The 13,552-nt window shown below is 45.0% G+C and carries 20 protein-coding genes; all 20 read left to right on the top strand.

Going from position 1 to position 13,552, the window contains the following annotated elements:
* The first annotated feature begins 29 nt into the window (after positions 1 to 29).
* The 20 genes from ACF1X7_RS01790 (at position 30) to ACF1X7_RS01695 (ending at position 13,551) form a co-directional block, all read left to right on the top strand.
* A complete protein-coding gene (locus tag ACF1X7_RS01790) occupies positions 30 to 488 on the top strand; it encodes a hypothetical protein (protein WP_411162378.1) in 459 nt (152 codons plus the stop codon).
* A gap of 45 nt (positions 489 to 533) precedes the next feature.
* Positions 534 to 1,301 carry a hypothetical protein gene (locus ACF1X7_RS01785; protein ID WP_411162377.1) on the top strand — a complete coding sequence of 256 codons (768 nt, stop codon included), beginning with the start codon at positions 534 to 536 and terminating at the stop codon, positions 1,299 to 1,301.
* 219 nt (positions 1,302 to 1,520) lie between these two features.
* Positions 1,521 to 1,865 carry an HNH endonuclease gene (locus ACF1X7_RS01780; protein ID WP_277851182.1) on the top strand — a complete coding sequence of 115 codons (345 nt, stop codon included), beginning with the start codon at positions 1,521 to 1,523 and terminating at the stop codon, positions 1,863 to 1,865.
* Between the two features lie 117 nt (positions 1,866 to 1,982).
* Positions 1,983 to 3,227 carry a hypothetical protein gene (locus ACF1X7_RS01775; protein WP_277851183.1) on the top strand — a complete coding sequence of 415 codons (1,245 nt, stop codon included), beginning with the start codon at positions 1,983 to 1,985 and terminating at the stop codon, positions 3,225 to 3,227.
* Positions 3,217 to 3,993, top strand: a complete 777-nt coding sequence (locus tag ACF1X7_RS01770) for a hypothetical protein (RefSeq protein ID WP_277851184.1) — start codon at positions 3,217 to 3,219, stop codon at positions 3,991 to 3,993. The genes ACF1X7_RS01775 and ACF1X7_RS01770 overlap by 11 nt, the downstream gene beginning before the upstream one ends.
* A 42-nt stretch (positions 3,994 to 4,035) precedes the next feature.
* Entirely contained in the window at positions 4,036 to 4,248 is a 213-nt protein-coding gene (locus ACF1X7_RS01765; RefSeq protein WP_277851185.1) for a hypothetical protein, read from the top strand.
* Positions 4,248 to 4,514, top strand: coding sequence for a DUF6275 family protein (locus ACF1X7_RS01760; RefSeq protein ID WP_277851186.1), 267 nt, complete (start codon positions 4,248 to 4,250; stop codon positions 4,512 to 4,514). Before ACF1X7_RS01765 ends, ACF1X7_RS01760 begins: the two co-directional genes overlap by 1 nt.
* A 61-nt stretch (positions 4,515 to 4,575) precedes the next feature.
* On the top strand, positions 4,576 to 5,985 hold the full coding sequence (locus ACF1X7_RS01755; RefSeq protein ID WP_277851187.1) for a DEAD/DEAH box helicase family protein: 1,410 nt from the start codon (positions 4,576 to 4,578) through the stop codon (positions 5,983 to 5,985).
* 78 nt (positions 5,986 to 6,063) lie between these two features.
* A complete protein-coding gene (locus ACF1X7_RS01750) occupies positions 6,064 to 6,522 on the top strand; it encodes a phage scaffold protein (RefSeq protein ID WP_277851188.1) in 459 nt (152 codons plus the stop codon).
* 3 nt (positions 6,523 to 6,525) lie between these two features.
* Positions 6,526 to 7,419 (top strand): phage major capsid protein, encoded by an 894-nt coding sequence (locus ACF1X7_RS01745; protein WP_076789056.1) that lies wholly within the window; start codon positions 6,526 to 6,528, stop codon positions 7,417 to 7,419.
* Between the two features lie 2 nt (positions 7,420 to 7,421).
* Positions 7,422 to 7,760: a hypothetical protein gene (locus ACF1X7_RS01740; RefSeq protein ID WP_076789053.1), complete on the top strand. Its 339-nt coding sequence runs from the start codon at positions 7,422 to 7,424 to the stop codon at positions 7,758 to 7,760.
* A gap of 4 nt (positions 7,761 to 7,764) precedes the next feature.
* Positions 7,765 to 8,184 (top strand): phage Gp19/Gp15/Gp42 family protein, encoded by a 420-nt coding sequence (locus tag ACF1X7_RS01735; protein WP_076789052.1) that lies wholly within the window; start codon positions 7,765 to 7,767, stop codon positions 8,182 to 8,184.
* On the top strand, positions 8,147 to 8,485 hold the full coding sequence (locus ACF1X7_RS01730) for a hypothetical protein (RefSeq protein WP_076789049.1): 339 nt from the start codon (positions 8,147 to 8,149) through the stop codon (positions 8,483 to 8,485). The genes ACF1X7_RS01735 and ACF1X7_RS01730 overlap by 38 nt, the downstream gene beginning before the upstream one ends.
* A complete protein-coding gene (locus ACF1X7_RS01725) occupies positions 8,478 to 8,714 on the top strand; it encodes a hypothetical protein (protein WP_076789047.1) in 237 nt (78 codons plus the stop codon). The genes ACF1X7_RS01730 and ACF1X7_RS01725 overlap by 8 nt, the downstream gene beginning before the upstream one ends.
* Entirely contained in the window at positions 8,714 to 9,049 is a 336-nt protein-coding gene (locus ACF1X7_RS01720; RefSeq protein WP_076789044.1) for a hypothetical protein, read from the top strand. The genes ACF1X7_RS01725 and ACF1X7_RS01720 overlap by 1 nt, the downstream gene beginning before the upstream one ends.
* Before the next feature lie 11 nt (positions 9,050 to 9,060).
* Positions 9,061 to 9,687 carry a phage tail protein gene (locus ACF1X7_RS01715; protein WP_111447763.1) on the top strand — a complete coding sequence of 209 codons (627 nt, stop codon included), beginning with the start codon at positions 9,061 to 9,063 and terminating at the stop codon, positions 9,685 to 9,687.
* Positions 9,687 to 9,950, top strand: coding sequence for a hypothetical protein (locus ACF1X7_RS01710; RefSeq protein WP_076789038.1), 264 nt, complete (start codon positions 9,687 to 9,689; stop codon positions 9,948 to 9,950). The genes ACF1X7_RS01715 and ACF1X7_RS01710 overlap by 1 nt, the downstream gene beginning before the upstream one ends.
* Before the next feature lie 14 nt (positions 9,951 to 9,964).
* On the top strand, positions 9,965 to 10,351 hold the full coding sequence (locus tag ACF1X7_RS01705) for a DUF5361 domain-containing protein (protein WP_277851189.1): 387 nt from the start codon (positions 9,965 to 9,967) through the stop codon (positions 10,349 to 10,351).
* Positions 10,341 to 12,839, top strand: a complete 2,499-nt coding sequence (locus ACF1X7_RS01700; RefSeq protein WP_277851190.1) for a phage tail protein — start codon at positions 10,341 to 10,343, stop codon at positions 12,837 to 12,839. The genes ACF1X7_RS01705 and ACF1X7_RS01700 overlap by 11 nt, the downstream gene beginning before the upstream one ends.
* Positions 12,823 to 13,551, top strand: coding sequence for a phage tail family protein (locus ACF1X7_RS01695; protein ID WP_254669689.1), 729 nt, complete (start codon positions 12,823 to 12,825; stop codon positions 13,549 to 13,551). The genes ACF1X7_RS01700 and ACF1X7_RS01695 overlap by 17 nt, the downstream gene beginning before the upstream one ends.
* Position 13,552 lies beyond the last annotated feature (1 nt).

Raw genomic sequence — 13,552 nt, 5'->3', positions numbered from 1 at the left:
ATATTATACCAAACAAAGGGGTGGCGTTGTTGGTTATTAATGCGAGACGGTTTGAATGGTTGCAAGAATATGGGCAACTCGATCATGATATTAAGTATTTGAAGTGGAATCTTTTGAAAACACGAGCGGAGCTAAGTCGACGAATCAGTGGTGATTTAAGTAATGATCACTTGGTGAAAGGGTCAAAAGGTGCCCGAGTTGAAGAGGAGATTGCACGGCTGGAGCAAGAATTGCAATGGCGTGTCCAGGCTCAACACGATTTGAGAGAGCTAGTAAGCTCATTTAATGGTATTGAGGAGCAAATCCTCCGTAAGAAGTACCTTGATGGGCAGACGCTGGAGGAGATTGCAGAGGACGACGAGGTACACTATACGCTGTCTTACATCCGCAAGAAACACGCTGAGTTACACCGCCGATTAGATTTTCTAGATAAATGGGATGCTGATAAGTACGAATTACAAGTTGTTGTCGGTGACCAGTTACGGTAGACTTACTCTTTAGTAAGTCTATTTTTATTGGGGAGGGAAAGATTGATGGGTGAGCAGTCACCAAAAGATGAGATAACAAGACAAAATCAACTATTGAATGCTGGAATAAACAAGTTTGAAAGTTTGTTTGATAGTGAAAATAAAAGAAAGCAACGTGATAGGAAAGGTCGTAAATATGCTTATATTCTAATCGGGTTAACTATATTGGCGATTTTATTTTACAACAGAATTATTTTAATGAATTTTATGATAAAGATATTCATGATCAATGATGAATTCCAATGGGGAGGAATTACAGCCATAGTTGCAATATTAACGTTTGGTTACACCGCATATAATAATCAGAAAAGGAATAAAATAGATTTAATCTCAAAATCTAGAATCGAGTGGCTATCTACTGTTAGGGAAGTTGAAGCAGAGTATTTAAAAAAAATATCAGAATACATGCTAAATCATAGTACATTTACTAATGCTGTTGTTGATGTTCCTGATTTAAACACTGCAAATAGAAGTTGGGAAAATATAAAAAAAATTACAATAGATTTGCAAAAAACATATACGCTACTTCAACTTCAGTTCGGGAAAGATGAGTATAATGATTTATTTTTAGAACCATTTGAAACTATTGGAGATAAGGTTAACGATTCAAGAAAACTTATTGTGAATATCTGTAAAAACTGTAAAGCTACTGATATGCAGTACCGGAAACTTAATGAGTATTACAAAGATATTGAAAAAGAATTAGAATCTATATCAATCAATTCTAGGAAGTATTTAAAGGCTGAGTGGGATAAAGCTAAGTCCGGTAAGTAGAATAACCAATGTGACTTTTATGAGACCTCACAAAGTGTATGGTTTTATTGATTCGCACGGTTTATAGTAATAACATAGAAGTTTGCAGATAAGGCACATCCAATCGGGTGCGCCTTTTTTGTTGCCTTTAAATTAGGAGGTGGGACATGAGACCACTTTATGCGTAAGCATGAAGCTAAGTAAAATAGGTCCCTGGTCTAGCAAGGACCCCTGGCATCATTGAAGGGAGGTGGTACCATCCGAGCGGATAAGCAGGGACCGCATCGTGTTGCCTTTGAGCACAACAAGAAGACAATCCTCAAGACGCAATCAGTCTGTGGCATTTGTGGTCAGCCAGTCGACAAGCAACTCAAGGCGCCTGATCCGATGAGTCCGGTTATTGATCACATAATTCCAGTCAGCAAGGGCGGCCATCCATCAGCGATGGACAACTTACAGCTGGCGCATTGGTCATGCAACCGGCAAAAGTCCGACAAGTTGTTTGTTGAAAAGGAAGAACCAAAGGTAATTGGCAATCGAAATCTGCCACAAAGCATAAAATGGATTAATTACAAAGCGCGTTAAATCAATGTTTTGACGGTCTGAAAGATAGGGGGGGTTACTCCCCCACCTCGGGTGGGAGAGTCCTTCACGCCGTCACTGTACATTTTTTCTCGCGCGAATGCGAAAGGAGTTGACAAAATGGCATTAAAAGGGAAGATTTATCTCAGTCAAAAGCTACAGCGACACCGTGCGCGGGCGTTGCTAAGATATAAGCAATATGCGATGAAACACGTCGATAATAGCTTCAGTGTGACGATTCCGCAATCAATTCGGAATCGGTATCGCTCAGTTTTGGGCTGGACAGGAAAAGGTGTTGACAGCTTAGCCGACAGATTGGTATTTCGAGAGTTTATGCACGACGATTTCGAAGCTAATGAGATTTTTGCAGTCAATAATCCCGATGTATTTTTTGATAGCGTGGTCTTATCCGCACTAATTGCGTCGTGTGCGTTCGTTTATATCTCCAAGGGGCCGGACGAATTACCGCGATTGCAAGTGATTGAGGCGACGAACGCCACGGGGGTGATTGATCCCATCACCGGTTTGTTGACGGAAGGATATGCAGTTTTAGAACGTGACAACTTGCGTAATCCAGTTGTAGAAGCGTATTTCACGCCAACAGAAACTCAGTTTTATTTCTCAGACCCCAAAATAGAAAATTTTGCCGAAGATAATCCAACGGGACACCCATTATTAGTGCCGGTTATCCATCGACCAGATGCGGTGCGACCGTTTGGACGTTCTAGAATCTCGCGTGCCGGGATGTATTACCAGCAATATGCAAAACGAACGTTGGAGCGGGCTGAAATTACTGCTGAGTTCTATTCATACCCGCAGAAGTATGTTGTTGGTCTCTCGAATGATGCCGAACAAATGGACACATTTAAAGCGACCGTTACGTCAATGTTACAGTTCACCAAAGATGAGAATAATGACAGTCCAACGCTTGGACAATTCACCACGTCATCGATGACGCCATTTACTGAGCAGCTCAAAACGGCCGCTGCTGGTTTCGCTGGTGAGTCTGGTTTGACGATGGACGATTTGGGCTTTGCCTCAGATAACCCATCGAGCGTTGAAGCCATCAAAGCTAGTCACGAGAACTTGCGACTAGCTGGTCGTAAGGCACAACGTTCGCTTGGTGCAGGTTTATTGAATGTGGCGTACCTTGCGTCATGTTTGCGTGATCAACAGCCATATTATCGTAGCCAGTTCAGCAAGACCGTACCGAAGTGGGAGCCGCTATTTGAAGCTGATGCGAGTGCATTGACTTTGATTGGCGACGGTGCACTTAAGTTGAATCAGGCAATCCCAGGTTTCATCGATGCTGAAACAATCCGCGATTTAACTGGTGTTAAGGGGGCGGATGGCAGTGGACAATGATATCGTGCCGGGATTGCTTGAAACAATCAACAAAGAGTTTGATCAGCGCACATTCAGTAGCGCCAAATTAAAATCGGCCTTGCAAGTTTTGCAAAGCAAAAAGGCAACGTACATTGATGTCAACAAGTATTCGGTGGAGGTCGGTGAGATTCTTGCCGATGTACTGGGCGCTAATGTCACGGCTGAATTGCTACCGGATGGCCGTATGTATTTCAATATTGCGAATCGTGTGATCAACGAGACACTACAAAAGAATTACGACTTGATTACGGGCTACGCTAGCGATGTGCAAACCCAGCTTAATCATTCGGCAAACATCCACATGCGCGCTCAAGTGCCTGACCTGAATCAAGACCGCGTGGACGGCATCGTTAACCGCGTTTCGAGTGAAGCGGATTTTGACAAAATTAAATGGTTGCTAAATGAGCCAATTGTCACGTTCAGCCAGAGTATTGTGGACGACGTGTTGCAAAGCAACGTTGAGTTCCAAGCCAAGTCAGGATTGCGCCCCAAGATTACACGACGCGTTGTCGGCAAGGCATGCAAGTGGTGCAGTAGTCTGGCTGGTTCATACGATTACTTTGATAAGCCGGAAGAGATTTACCAGCGCCACGAACGATGCCGATGCACTGTTGAATACAATCCGGGTTCCGGCCGTCGTCAAAATGTCTGGTCAAAAAAGTGGGTTGATCCACAGCGGGATGCCAAGATTGAAGCACGTAAGCAACTCAATATTAAAAAGAAAACCCCAGCACCCAGCGAATAGTTGAGTGCTATTTTTGTAGTCAAAATTTAGGAGGAAAGCTTAATGGAATTTGGAAAAGCATTTGAACAAGTGAAACGAGGAAAAGGGATGCGACCCCCTCAATGGAGCGATGACGTTGTTATTCGTGCACAGTTTCCAGATGAACATAGTAAAATGACAGCCCCTTATTTATATGTCGAAAGTCGATTCGGTCGAGTACCTTGGCGTGAAACAAATATTGAATTATTTAGTGATCAATGGGAGGTAGTAGACTAATGGACTCACAAGATTTTATTGAAAAATGCAAACGGCTCGTTGCGGATTACACGAATTCACATATGGATAGAACTGATGCCGCGGCGCCAATCATTCCCGAAGGTGTATTTGTCGTTTGGAGTTGTAAAACATTGCAAAATAACAAGGCACTGCTTAGCACAAGTGTTACCGATGGGATGTACTACGAAGTAACCTATAACGGTAATCGCGACGAAATCTATTTTGATGCTTACAAGAAGTTTGAAAACCAGTGCATTAAGCTTTAATGACACCAATCGACCTAAGCATGTCGTTAAACTGCGGATAAGATTGAAGGAGGACTGAGCCATGACTACTACAGTTCGATTTGGCAATCAGCATCCTACTCAATCGGTAATATTGCCATATCACGAATCCATGTATCGCGAAGCGGTCGAGATTTACGAAAAAACCGGTAATGAATTTTACGCATGGCAAGCTGAAATGCTAGAACACGTCATGGCCGTTGATCAAGACGGATTATGGACGCATCAAAAGTTTGGATATTCAATCCCGCGCCGTAATGGGAAGACCGAAGTTATTTACGCGGTTGAAATGTGGGCGCTTAAAAAAGGCTTGAATATCTTGCATACCGCCCACCGGATTAGTACGTCACACTCTTCATTCGAAAAACTAAAAAAATATTTAGAGAAGAGCGGATATGTCGAGGGTGACGACTTTAATTCCATTAAGGCAAAAGGGCAGGAGCGACTTGAACTTTATGCAACCGGCGGCGTTATTCAGTTTAGAACGCGGACATCCAGCGGTGGTTTGGGTGAAGGCTTTGACATCCTGATTATTGATGAAGCCCAAGAGTACACCACCGAACAAGAATCAGCTTTGAAATACACCGTCACCGATAGTGACAACCCAATGACCATCATGTGTGGGACACCGCCAACCCCTGTTTCGAGCGGGACAGTTTTCTCAAGTTATCGGGAGAGCACCTTGTTCGGAAACAGCAAGTATTCAGGTTGGGCGGAATGGTCTGTTGAAAAGATGACCGATATTCACGATGTCGATGCGTGGTATCAGTCGAATCCGTCATTGGGGTATCACTTAACCGAACGGAAAATTGAAGCTGAACTTGGAGATGACAAGCTAGATCATAATGTGCAACGGCTTGGTTATTGGCCGAAATACAATCAGAAGTCCGCCATTTCCGAACGGGATTGGCGACAACTGCTGGTTAAGGCTATGCCTGTATTTAAGGGCAAGTTGTTTGTCGGGATTAAGTACGGCAATGACAACACCAACGTTGCTATGAGTGTTGCGGTCCGCACACTATCAGGCAAGATTTTTATTGAAACAATCGATTGCCAATCGGTAAGAAATGGTGATCACTGGATAATCGGCTTTTTGAAAGAAGCTGACGTTTCAAAAATCGTGATTGATGGTGCTGCTGGTCAAAAGATGCTCGATGATGACTTACGCGATAGTAAGATTAAAGGTGCCGTACTACCAACCGTAAAAGAGGTTATTAAGGCCAACTCACTATGGGAAAACGGGATTTATCAACGGACAATCTGTCACGCTGGGCAACCGTCATTAACCAAAGTCGTGACCAACTCAGATAAGCGGAATATCGGTACCAACGGTGGATTCGGATATCGGTCGCAGTTTGATGATATGGACATTAGTCTTATGGATAGCGCGATGCTAGCACACTGGGCTTGCACCGAGTTTAAACCAAAAGCAAAACAAAAAGTCAGATATTAAAACGACATCTATTAGGTGCCGTTTTTTAGTGTCAAAAATTACCGATACAGCCGGGAAAAGCTGGGAAAGGACATTAACATGACATTTAAAACAATCGAAACGCAAGAGGAATTAGACGCGATTATCAAGGACCGCATCGAACGTGTAAAGGAAAAATATGCGGACTACGACCAATTGAAATCACGCAACGAAGAATTGACGGCCGAAAATTCGGCCCTACAAACGACGGTCAGCGAAACCAGTGAAAAGGTCAAAGGGTTTGACCAAGAAAAAGCCGACATGATGGCTAAAATTTCAGGATTCGAAACAGCCAATTTACGGACAAAAATTGCCCTAAAAAATGGCTTGCCAATTGACCTAGCTGATCGGCTGCAAGGTGATAACGAAGAGGCAATTACCAAAGATGCCGAACGTCTATCGGGGTTCATGAAACCAATGACCCCAACGCCACCGCTTGCTGACCCAGAAGGACATCAGGGCGCTGACGGAAATGAAAAGTATAGAAGTTTACTCGAAAACATGAATATGGAGGAATAGAAAATGGGAGTATTATCAAAAGCAAGTTTATTTGATCCAGAATTAGTGACTGACTTAGTGAACAAGGTGAAGGGCAAAAGCTCCCTTGCGGTTCTGGCGAAACAAGTACCAGTACCGTTCGATGGCAGCAAAGAATTCACGTTCTCAATGGACCAAGATATTGATATCGTAGCCGAAAATGGGAAGAAAACACATGGTGGTGTGACGCTCGCACCAGTGACGATCGTGCCAATTAAAGTAGAATATGGTGCTCGTGTATCGGAAGAATTTATGTTTGCCTCAGAAGAACGTAAGATTGAAATTTTGAAGGCATTCAATGAAGGCTATGCCTTGAAGTTAGCGCGTGGGATTGACTTGATGGCGTTTCATGGCATTAATCCACGAACAAAGGTAGCTTCAACGATCATTGGCAACAATAGTTTTGATGGAAAAGTGACGCAAACTGTTGATTTTGACAAGGCTAATCCAGATGCCAATATTGAAGCAGCAGTTGGTATGGTGCAAGGCTCAGAGGGCTCTGTAACTGGGATGGCGATGGATACCGTAATGTCAGCCGCATTATCTGCAATGCGGACTAGAGATGATGTGCGTGTGTTCCCTGAATTAACTTGGGGTGCTAACCCTGGTTCAATTAATGGATTACCTACAGATATTAACAGAACCGTTTCGGGTGGTGGCGATGATTTAGCAATCGTCGGTGACTTTGCCAACATGTTCAAATGGGGTTATGCAAAAGAAATCCCATTGGAAGTTATCCCTTATGGTGATCCTGATAATTCTGGCGAAGATTTGAAAGGGCACAACCAAGTTTACCTACGTTCAGAAACTTATGTTGGCTGGGGCATCATGGATGGTACTCAATTTGCACGTGTTATCAAACCTAAAGTGGAGGCTTAATCATGGAATATCAAAACACAAAAACAGGCTTTATTTTAATGACAGATTGCAAAATTTCAGGTGCCAACTGGGTACGGATTGATAAATCCGAACCAGTGGGACAAGCACCCGTCCCAGCACCTAAAGTAGCAGAAAAAGTGGAACAGCCTGCGGAAACACAGGTATCAGCAGATGAACCCAAACAAGAACCGGAAACACCAGCAGTTAGTGAAGACATGGCCGGATTCGATGGTGTCACTCGCAACCAAATTATGCAAGAACTGGACGCGCAAGGCATCAAGTATGATCCTAAAGCTAAAAAACAAGTGCTCTATGATTTGATGATGAGCCAAGGGGAGTGATGGCATGAAGCCATTCGCAACAATTGAAAACGTTGAGACCATGTGGCGCAAGTTGAAGCAAGATGAGGCGGCCAGAGCAACTGCGCTTTTGGATGTCATTTCAAACGCACTACGACTTGAAGCGCGCAAAGTTGGTAAGGATTTAGACAAGATGGTCGCATCTGATGAAGTTTACGCCAGCGTTGCTTGCTCAGTCACAGTGGATGTGATTGCACGCACATTGATGACATCCACCAATCAAGAACCAATGACACAGATGACTCAAAGCGCACTTGGCTACTCCTATTCAGGTTCATACCTCGTACCTGGTGGCGGGATGTTCATCAAAAATTCTGAATTGAGCCGGTTAGGCTTAAAACGGCAAAGATATGGGGTGATTGATTTTTATGCGGAAGATACAAGGGATCACGATCACATTAATTGACCAGGTTGAAACGGTCAGAGACCCGCTTGGCAATCCAATCGTAGAAGATAAGCCGGTCAAAGTGGACAACGTACTCGTTGCCCCAGCATCGGCCGATGATATCACGAACCAGCTTAACTTGACGGGGCGCAAGGCGATTTACACGCTTGCAATCCCCAAGGGTGATACCCACGATTGGGAAAACAAGCCAGTTGAGTTTTTCGGCCAGCGCTGGAAGGTGTTTGGCATTCCACTCGAAGGCATCGACGAGCTTATCCCACTCGATTGGAACAAGAAAGTGATGGTGGAGCGTTATGAGTAAAAAAGGATTTGCTCTTAATTACGCTGGCGTTGGACAGCTGCTAAAGTCGCCTGAGATGCAAGCCGTCTTGACGGAGCGGGCAGCTGCTATTCGCAAGCGGTGCGGTGATGGTTATGAACAAGACATTTACGTCGGCAAGAACCGTGCCAATGCAATGGTGCGCGCTGAAACCATTAAGGCGAAGCGCGACAACATGAAAAACAACACCATCTTAAAGGCGGTGCGCTAATGATTGAAGTCACTATTTTAGATTTTTTGAACACGCACTTGTCTGTGCCGGCTTACACCGACCGCCAAAACAAGATGCCAGCTAGCTACGTTATTTTTGAAAAAACAGGTGGTGCCAAAAAGAACCATCTGCTTTCTGGCACCTTTGCATTCCAAAGCTACGGCAAGTCAAAATACGAAGCCGGCATGTTGAATGAAGAATTGAAGCGGGTTGTTGAAGACTTGATCACGCTGGATGTAATTAGCGGGGTTAGCCTCAACAGCGACTACGATTTCACAGATACGACAACTAAGGAATACCGCTATCAAGCGGTATTTGATATTAATTATTATTAGGAGGCATATTAATGGCAGATGCAAGTAATGTAACAACCGCCAAACCAAAAGTTGGTGGTGCGATTTATACCGCGCCAAAAGGGACGGAACTTCCTAAAGACGCCATTACCAAATTACCCGATGCATACAAAGGATTAGGGTACATTTCAGACGACGGGTTAGTTAATACGAACTCGGGTAAGGCTGAAACAATCAAGGCGTGGGGTGGCGCTGTTGTTAATTCAACACAAACTGAAAAGGAAGATACCTTCCAATACACCTTGCTGGAAGCGACAAACGTTGAAGTGTTAAAAGAAGTCTATGGGCCTGACAATGTGAAAGGCACGTTGGATACGATGATCGAAATTAAGGCAAACGCCATCGAACTGCAAGAGCATGTGCTTGTATTCGATATGGTGCTAAAGGACGGTAACTTGAAACGAATTGTTATTCCGAACGGGAAGGTTTCTGAAATTGGTGATATCACCTATGCCGATGGGGATGCAGTTGGTTACGAAACAACCTTATCTGCAATGCCGGATGACACACCAGAAGCTAATACTCATTACGAATATATGCAAAAGCCAAAGGCAACAACTGATCCAGAAGGTGCGCCAGCATCTGGAACAGAAAATAAGTCAACCATGGGGGCTAAATAATGTTTTTAGAAGGAAAAACGAAATCGGGATTTAAATTTTCAATCTCAAAAGAGCAGTTAGAAAATTATGAACTGCTTGAAGCGCTTAGCGAGCTTGAAGATGATGCAATGGCCTTGCCCAGAGTAATTAAATTACTTTTGGGTGATGATGGTGCTAAGCGTTTGAAAAACCATGTGCGAAAACTTGATGGCATTGTGCCACCCGAAGCGATGGCGGATGAAATCAAAGAGATTTTACAGAGTCAAAAACAAACAAAAAACTAATGATCCTTGCCAAGATGATTAAGCTGGACGAAGATGCCTTAATCAGTGATCTCGCTGAAACCTACCAAATATACGACTATCAGCAGCTACCATTATCAACGGTGGCTGCTTTTTCGTGTAATTTGCGCAATGATTCACGCATCAAATTGAAGATGAACCAGCAAGCAGTGCCAGTCAATACGCAAGTGCTCATGGGGATTCTAGATGCGGTGAACCTGTTGTTGTGGTCGCGGTCTAAGGATGCTGAGCGCGGTGCCAAAAGGCCGCAATCAATCCTAGATGCCGTTATGGGCAATCAGAAAAAGCAATCTGCAGATTCGGCAGTCACTTTTGATTCTGGCGAGGATTACGAACGAATTAGAAACAGATTAATCACAGGAGGTGGACCAAATGGCGACTGAGCTTGGACAAGCATACGTTCAAATTGTGCCATCAGCCAAAGGCCTTAGCGGTGCCATCAAAGGACAGTTAGATCCTGAGGCGGATTCAGCGGGTAAGAGTGCCGGCTCCAAAATTGGCACCGGCATTAAGCTTGCCGCAATTGCTGGTGTGGCCGCCGTTGGTGCTACACTGGGAAAAATTATCTCGTCATCATTGTCGGAAGGTGCCGACCTCCAACAATCGCTTGGCGGGATTGAAACACTGTTCAAGGGCAGTGCCGACAAGGTTAAAGGTTTCGCCAATGAAGCATATAAGACGGCTGGGCTGTCTGCGAATGCCTACATGGAAAACGTGACCAGCTTTAGTGCTAGCTTGCTCCAATCCGTTGGCGGTGACACCGAAAAGGCGGCCGACATCGGTAACATGGCCATGATTGACATGTCCGATAATGCCAACAAGATGGGGACGAGCATTGGCGATATCCAGCACGCTTACCAAGGTTTCGCCAAGCAGAACTATACCATGCTCGATAACTTGAAGCTTGGTTATGGTGGGACAAAGGAAGAAATGCAACGGCTCTTAACCGATGCACAGAAGATATCCGGCCAGAAATACGACATGAGCAATTTAGCCGACGTTTACAACGCAATCCATGTTGTACAAGGTGAATTGGACATTACTGGCACGACTGCCAAAGAAGCCGCCAGCACGTTTAGTGGTTCGTTTGAATCGATGAAAGCTTCACTCTCCAACGTGCTTGGTAAGTTGTCACTGGGGCAAGATATTGGGCCATCGCTACAAGCTTTGGCAGAAACAACATCAACATTCTTATTCAACAACTTCATTCCGATGGTCGGTAACATTTTAAAGGCGTTACCTGGTGCAATCACGACATTCATTGCAGATGCCGCCCCCAGCTTCATGGCGGGTGGGCAACAACTGATCAGTGGATTAACACAAGGCATGGCAGGTGGCCCAAGTGCTGTCACCGCGTCATTGGGTGGCATTATGTCAACAGTGACGCAATTTGGATCAACGGTTAAAACAGCATTGCAATCAATCTTCCAATCGATTGGGCCGGTTATCTCAAGCACGTTAGGGACAGTCTTCACGCAACTACCAGCACTATTCACGACCGTTGTAGGTGCGATTACACCAATTGTGCAAATGATTGGTGACGCATTTACCAAGCTTGATTTCAGTGGTTTGCAAAACTTAGTGTCGGCGATTGTGCCAGCTGTTACTGCCGGCTTTAGCACAATGATGGGCGTTATCGGTCCAGCGATTTCAAATGTAATCACGTCGTTTGTCGGATTGTGGAATGCAGCCCAACCACTCATTTCAGTATTAGCCAGTGCACTGATGCCAGCACTTCAAATAGTGGGCGCCTTTTTAGGCGGGGTGTTCAAAAGCATCTTGTCGAGTATTTCAATCGCATTCGATGCCATTCGAATTGCAATCGGATTTTTAACGCCGGTTATTCAAGTTCTGGTCGCCGCCTTCAACTTTATTGCGCCGGTATTAACGACTGTAGCCAGTTGGATTGGTCAACTTGTCGGATTATTCGGCAATCTGGGTGGTGTCAGCACCACCTTGAGAGCTATTATCTCCGACAGCTTTAACGGGATTAAATCAGCTATTTCGGTCGCTGGTAGTGGTATCTCAGCCGCAATTGAAATCATTAAGGGTGTTTGGACATCACTGAGAGCGGCAGGCTCCGCACTTGGGTCAATGTTGTCTGCAATATGGTCTGGGATTAAGTCCTCAGTGTCGATTGCTGGCGGTGGGATTAGTGGTGCAGTAAGTGGCATTCGAGCCGCTTGGAGTGGATTGCAAGCAGCCGGGTCAGCGCTTAGAGCCGCGATTTCAGGTGTTTGGGCTGGCATTACTGGTGCAGTTCGTGTGGCACAGACAACTATTTCAGGCATCGTAGGTAGCATCAAGTCAATCTTCGGTAGTCTCGGTAACATTAATTTAAGCAGCGCCGGACACGCCATCATGAATGGATTTCTTGGCGGATTACAGGCGTCATTTGAAAAGGTCAAAGGATTCGTTAGCGGTATTGCTGGTTGGATTAAGGAGCATAAAGGTCCAATTAGTTACGATGCAAAGTTGTTAGTCCCAGCCGGGAGTGCAATCATGGGCGGATTAAATAAGAGTTTGCAAGATGCATTTCGTGCGGTTCAATCAACCGTTTCAGGTATGGCCGACAAGTTGAGCCTATCAATGACGCCCGCCATTGCATTTGACGAACCGGCCGCTTTGACTGGCAACAACCTCGCGCAGATGATGCGCCCAACGCCAACGGTTTACAACACCTATTCAGCACCAACCCAAGACGTAGCCAACAGCGCGGAAATGCTTGACTTACTCCGCATCATTGCCGATAAACGTACTGTAGTCGATGGTTCGTCATTTTCTCCAGCGTATGAAGAATACGGGTCGACAGAACGAGCACGTCGCAATCAACTAAAAGCAAGGGGAGTTGCAATTGACAATAAAATCTAAGTATTCATACGGGATTGAATTCAATGGGCACAGATCCAACGACTTTGGTTTGGACGTGCAAGCCAAAACGGTGGGGATGCCCGCCAAGAATAAAATCACGCAGGCAATCCCGTTTAGCAACACCGTCTTGGATATCAGTGATCTATACGGTGGCCAGACGTATAAGGAGCGCACCATGAAAATCACGTTTATTGTGCGTGATGGAGAAGACCAATCCAAAGAGCGTCTATATTCGTTATGGACGCAGGTCGTTAATTGGTTGATGGCACCGGCGCAAAAAGTGAAGCTGAAAGACGACATCATGCACAACTATTATTACCTGGGCGAGGTGCAGAAAGAACCCTCATGGGATGAGATGCGCGCCTATGGTAAATTGTCGGTTGAATTTACGTGTTACCCGTTCCGCATCGATGAACTGGCGGAAGGCAACGACATTTGGGACGAATTCAACTTCGAAACGGATATCGCGCAGAATACTGAGTTTGATATCGTCGGTAAACGCACCATTACGCTGTTTAACATCGGAGCCACGTCTATCTCGCCCGAACTGATCGCCAGTGCGCCGTTCACGATTGAAGTAGGCGGACAACGATTTACGCTTAACGCTGGCACGTCAAGCAGTCCGGATTTTATGTTGCCAACCGGTGAGATTACCATCACCGTGATTGGCACGGGTAAACTAGCATTTAATTGGCATAAGGAGTTGATCTAAT

It is taken from the genome of Latilactobacillus sp. VITA-14, from assembly GCF_046580785.1.
Taxonomy (GTDB): domain Bacteria; phylum Bacillota; class Bacilli; order Lactobacillales; family Lactobacillaceae; genus Latilactobacillus; species Latilactobacillus curvatus.
This window is presented reverse-complemented; position numbering and strand designations above follow the sequence as displayed.

Bases quoted from the DNA above. Each gene is read 5' to 3' on its own strand.
- ACF1X7_RS01785 (WP_411162377.1), top strand. From the start codon at position 534: ATGGGTGAGCAGTCACCAAAAGATGAGATAACAAGACAAAATCAACTA.
- ACF1X7_RS01775 (WP_277851183.1), top strand. From the start codon at position 1,983: ATGGCATTAAAAGGGAAGATTTATCTCAGTCAAAAGCTACAGCGACAC.
- ACF1X7_RS01765 (WP_277851185.1), top strand. From the start codon at position 4,036: ATGGAATTTGGAAAAGCATTTGAACAAGTGAAACGAGGAAAAGGGATG.
- ACF1X7_RS01760 (WP_277851186.1), top strand. From the start codon at position 4,248: ATGGACTCACAAGATTTTATTGAAAAATGCAAACGGCTCGTTGCGGAT.
- ACF1X7_RS01755 (WP_277851187.1), top strand. From the start codon at position 4,576: ATGACTACTACAGTTCGATTTGGCAATCAGCATCCTACTCAATCGGTA.
- ACF1X7_RS01750 (WP_277851188.1), top strand. From the start codon at position 6,064: ATGACATTTAAAACAATCGAAACGCAAGAGGAATTAGACGCGATTATC.
- ACF1X7_RS01745 (WP_076789056.1), top strand. From the start codon at position 6,526: ATGGGAGTATTATCAAAAGCAAGTTTATTTGATCCAGAATTAGTGACT.
- ACF1X7_RS01740 (WP_076789053.1), top strand. From the start codon at position 7,422: ATGGAATATCAAAACACAAAAACAGGCTTTATTTTAATGACAGATTGC.
- ACF1X7_RS01735 (WP_076789052.1), top strand. From the start codon at position 7,765: ATGAAGCCATTCGCAACAATTGAAAACGTTGAGACCATGTGGCGCAAG.
- ACF1X7_RS01730 (WP_076789049.1), top strand. From the start codon at position 8,147: ATGCGGAAGATACAAGGGATCACGATCACATTAATTGACCAGGTTGAA.
- ACF1X7_RS01725 (WP_076789047.1), top strand. From the start codon at position 8,478: ATGAGTAAAAAAGGATTTGCTCTTAATTACGCTGGCGTTGGACAGCTG.
- ACF1X7_RS01720 (WP_076789044.1), top strand. From the start codon at position 8,714: ATGATTGAAGTCACTATTTTAGATTTTTTGAACACGCACTTGTCTGTG.
- ACF1X7_RS01715 (WP_111447763.1), top strand. From the start codon at position 9,061: ATGGCAGATGCAAGTAATGTAACAACCGCCAAACCAAAAGTTGGTGGT.
- ACF1X7_RS01710 (WP_076789038.1), top strand. From the start codon at position 9,687: ATGTTTTTAGAAGGAAAAACGAAATCGGGATTTAAATTTTCAATCTCA.
- ACF1X7_RS01705 (WP_277851189.1), top strand. From the start codon at position 9,965: ATGATTAAGCTGGACGAAGATGCCTTAATCAGTGATCTCGCTGAAACC.
- ACF1X7_RS01700 (WP_277851190.1), top strand. From the start codon at position 10,341: ATGGCGACTGAGCTTGGACAAGCATACGTTCAAATTGTGCCATCAGCC.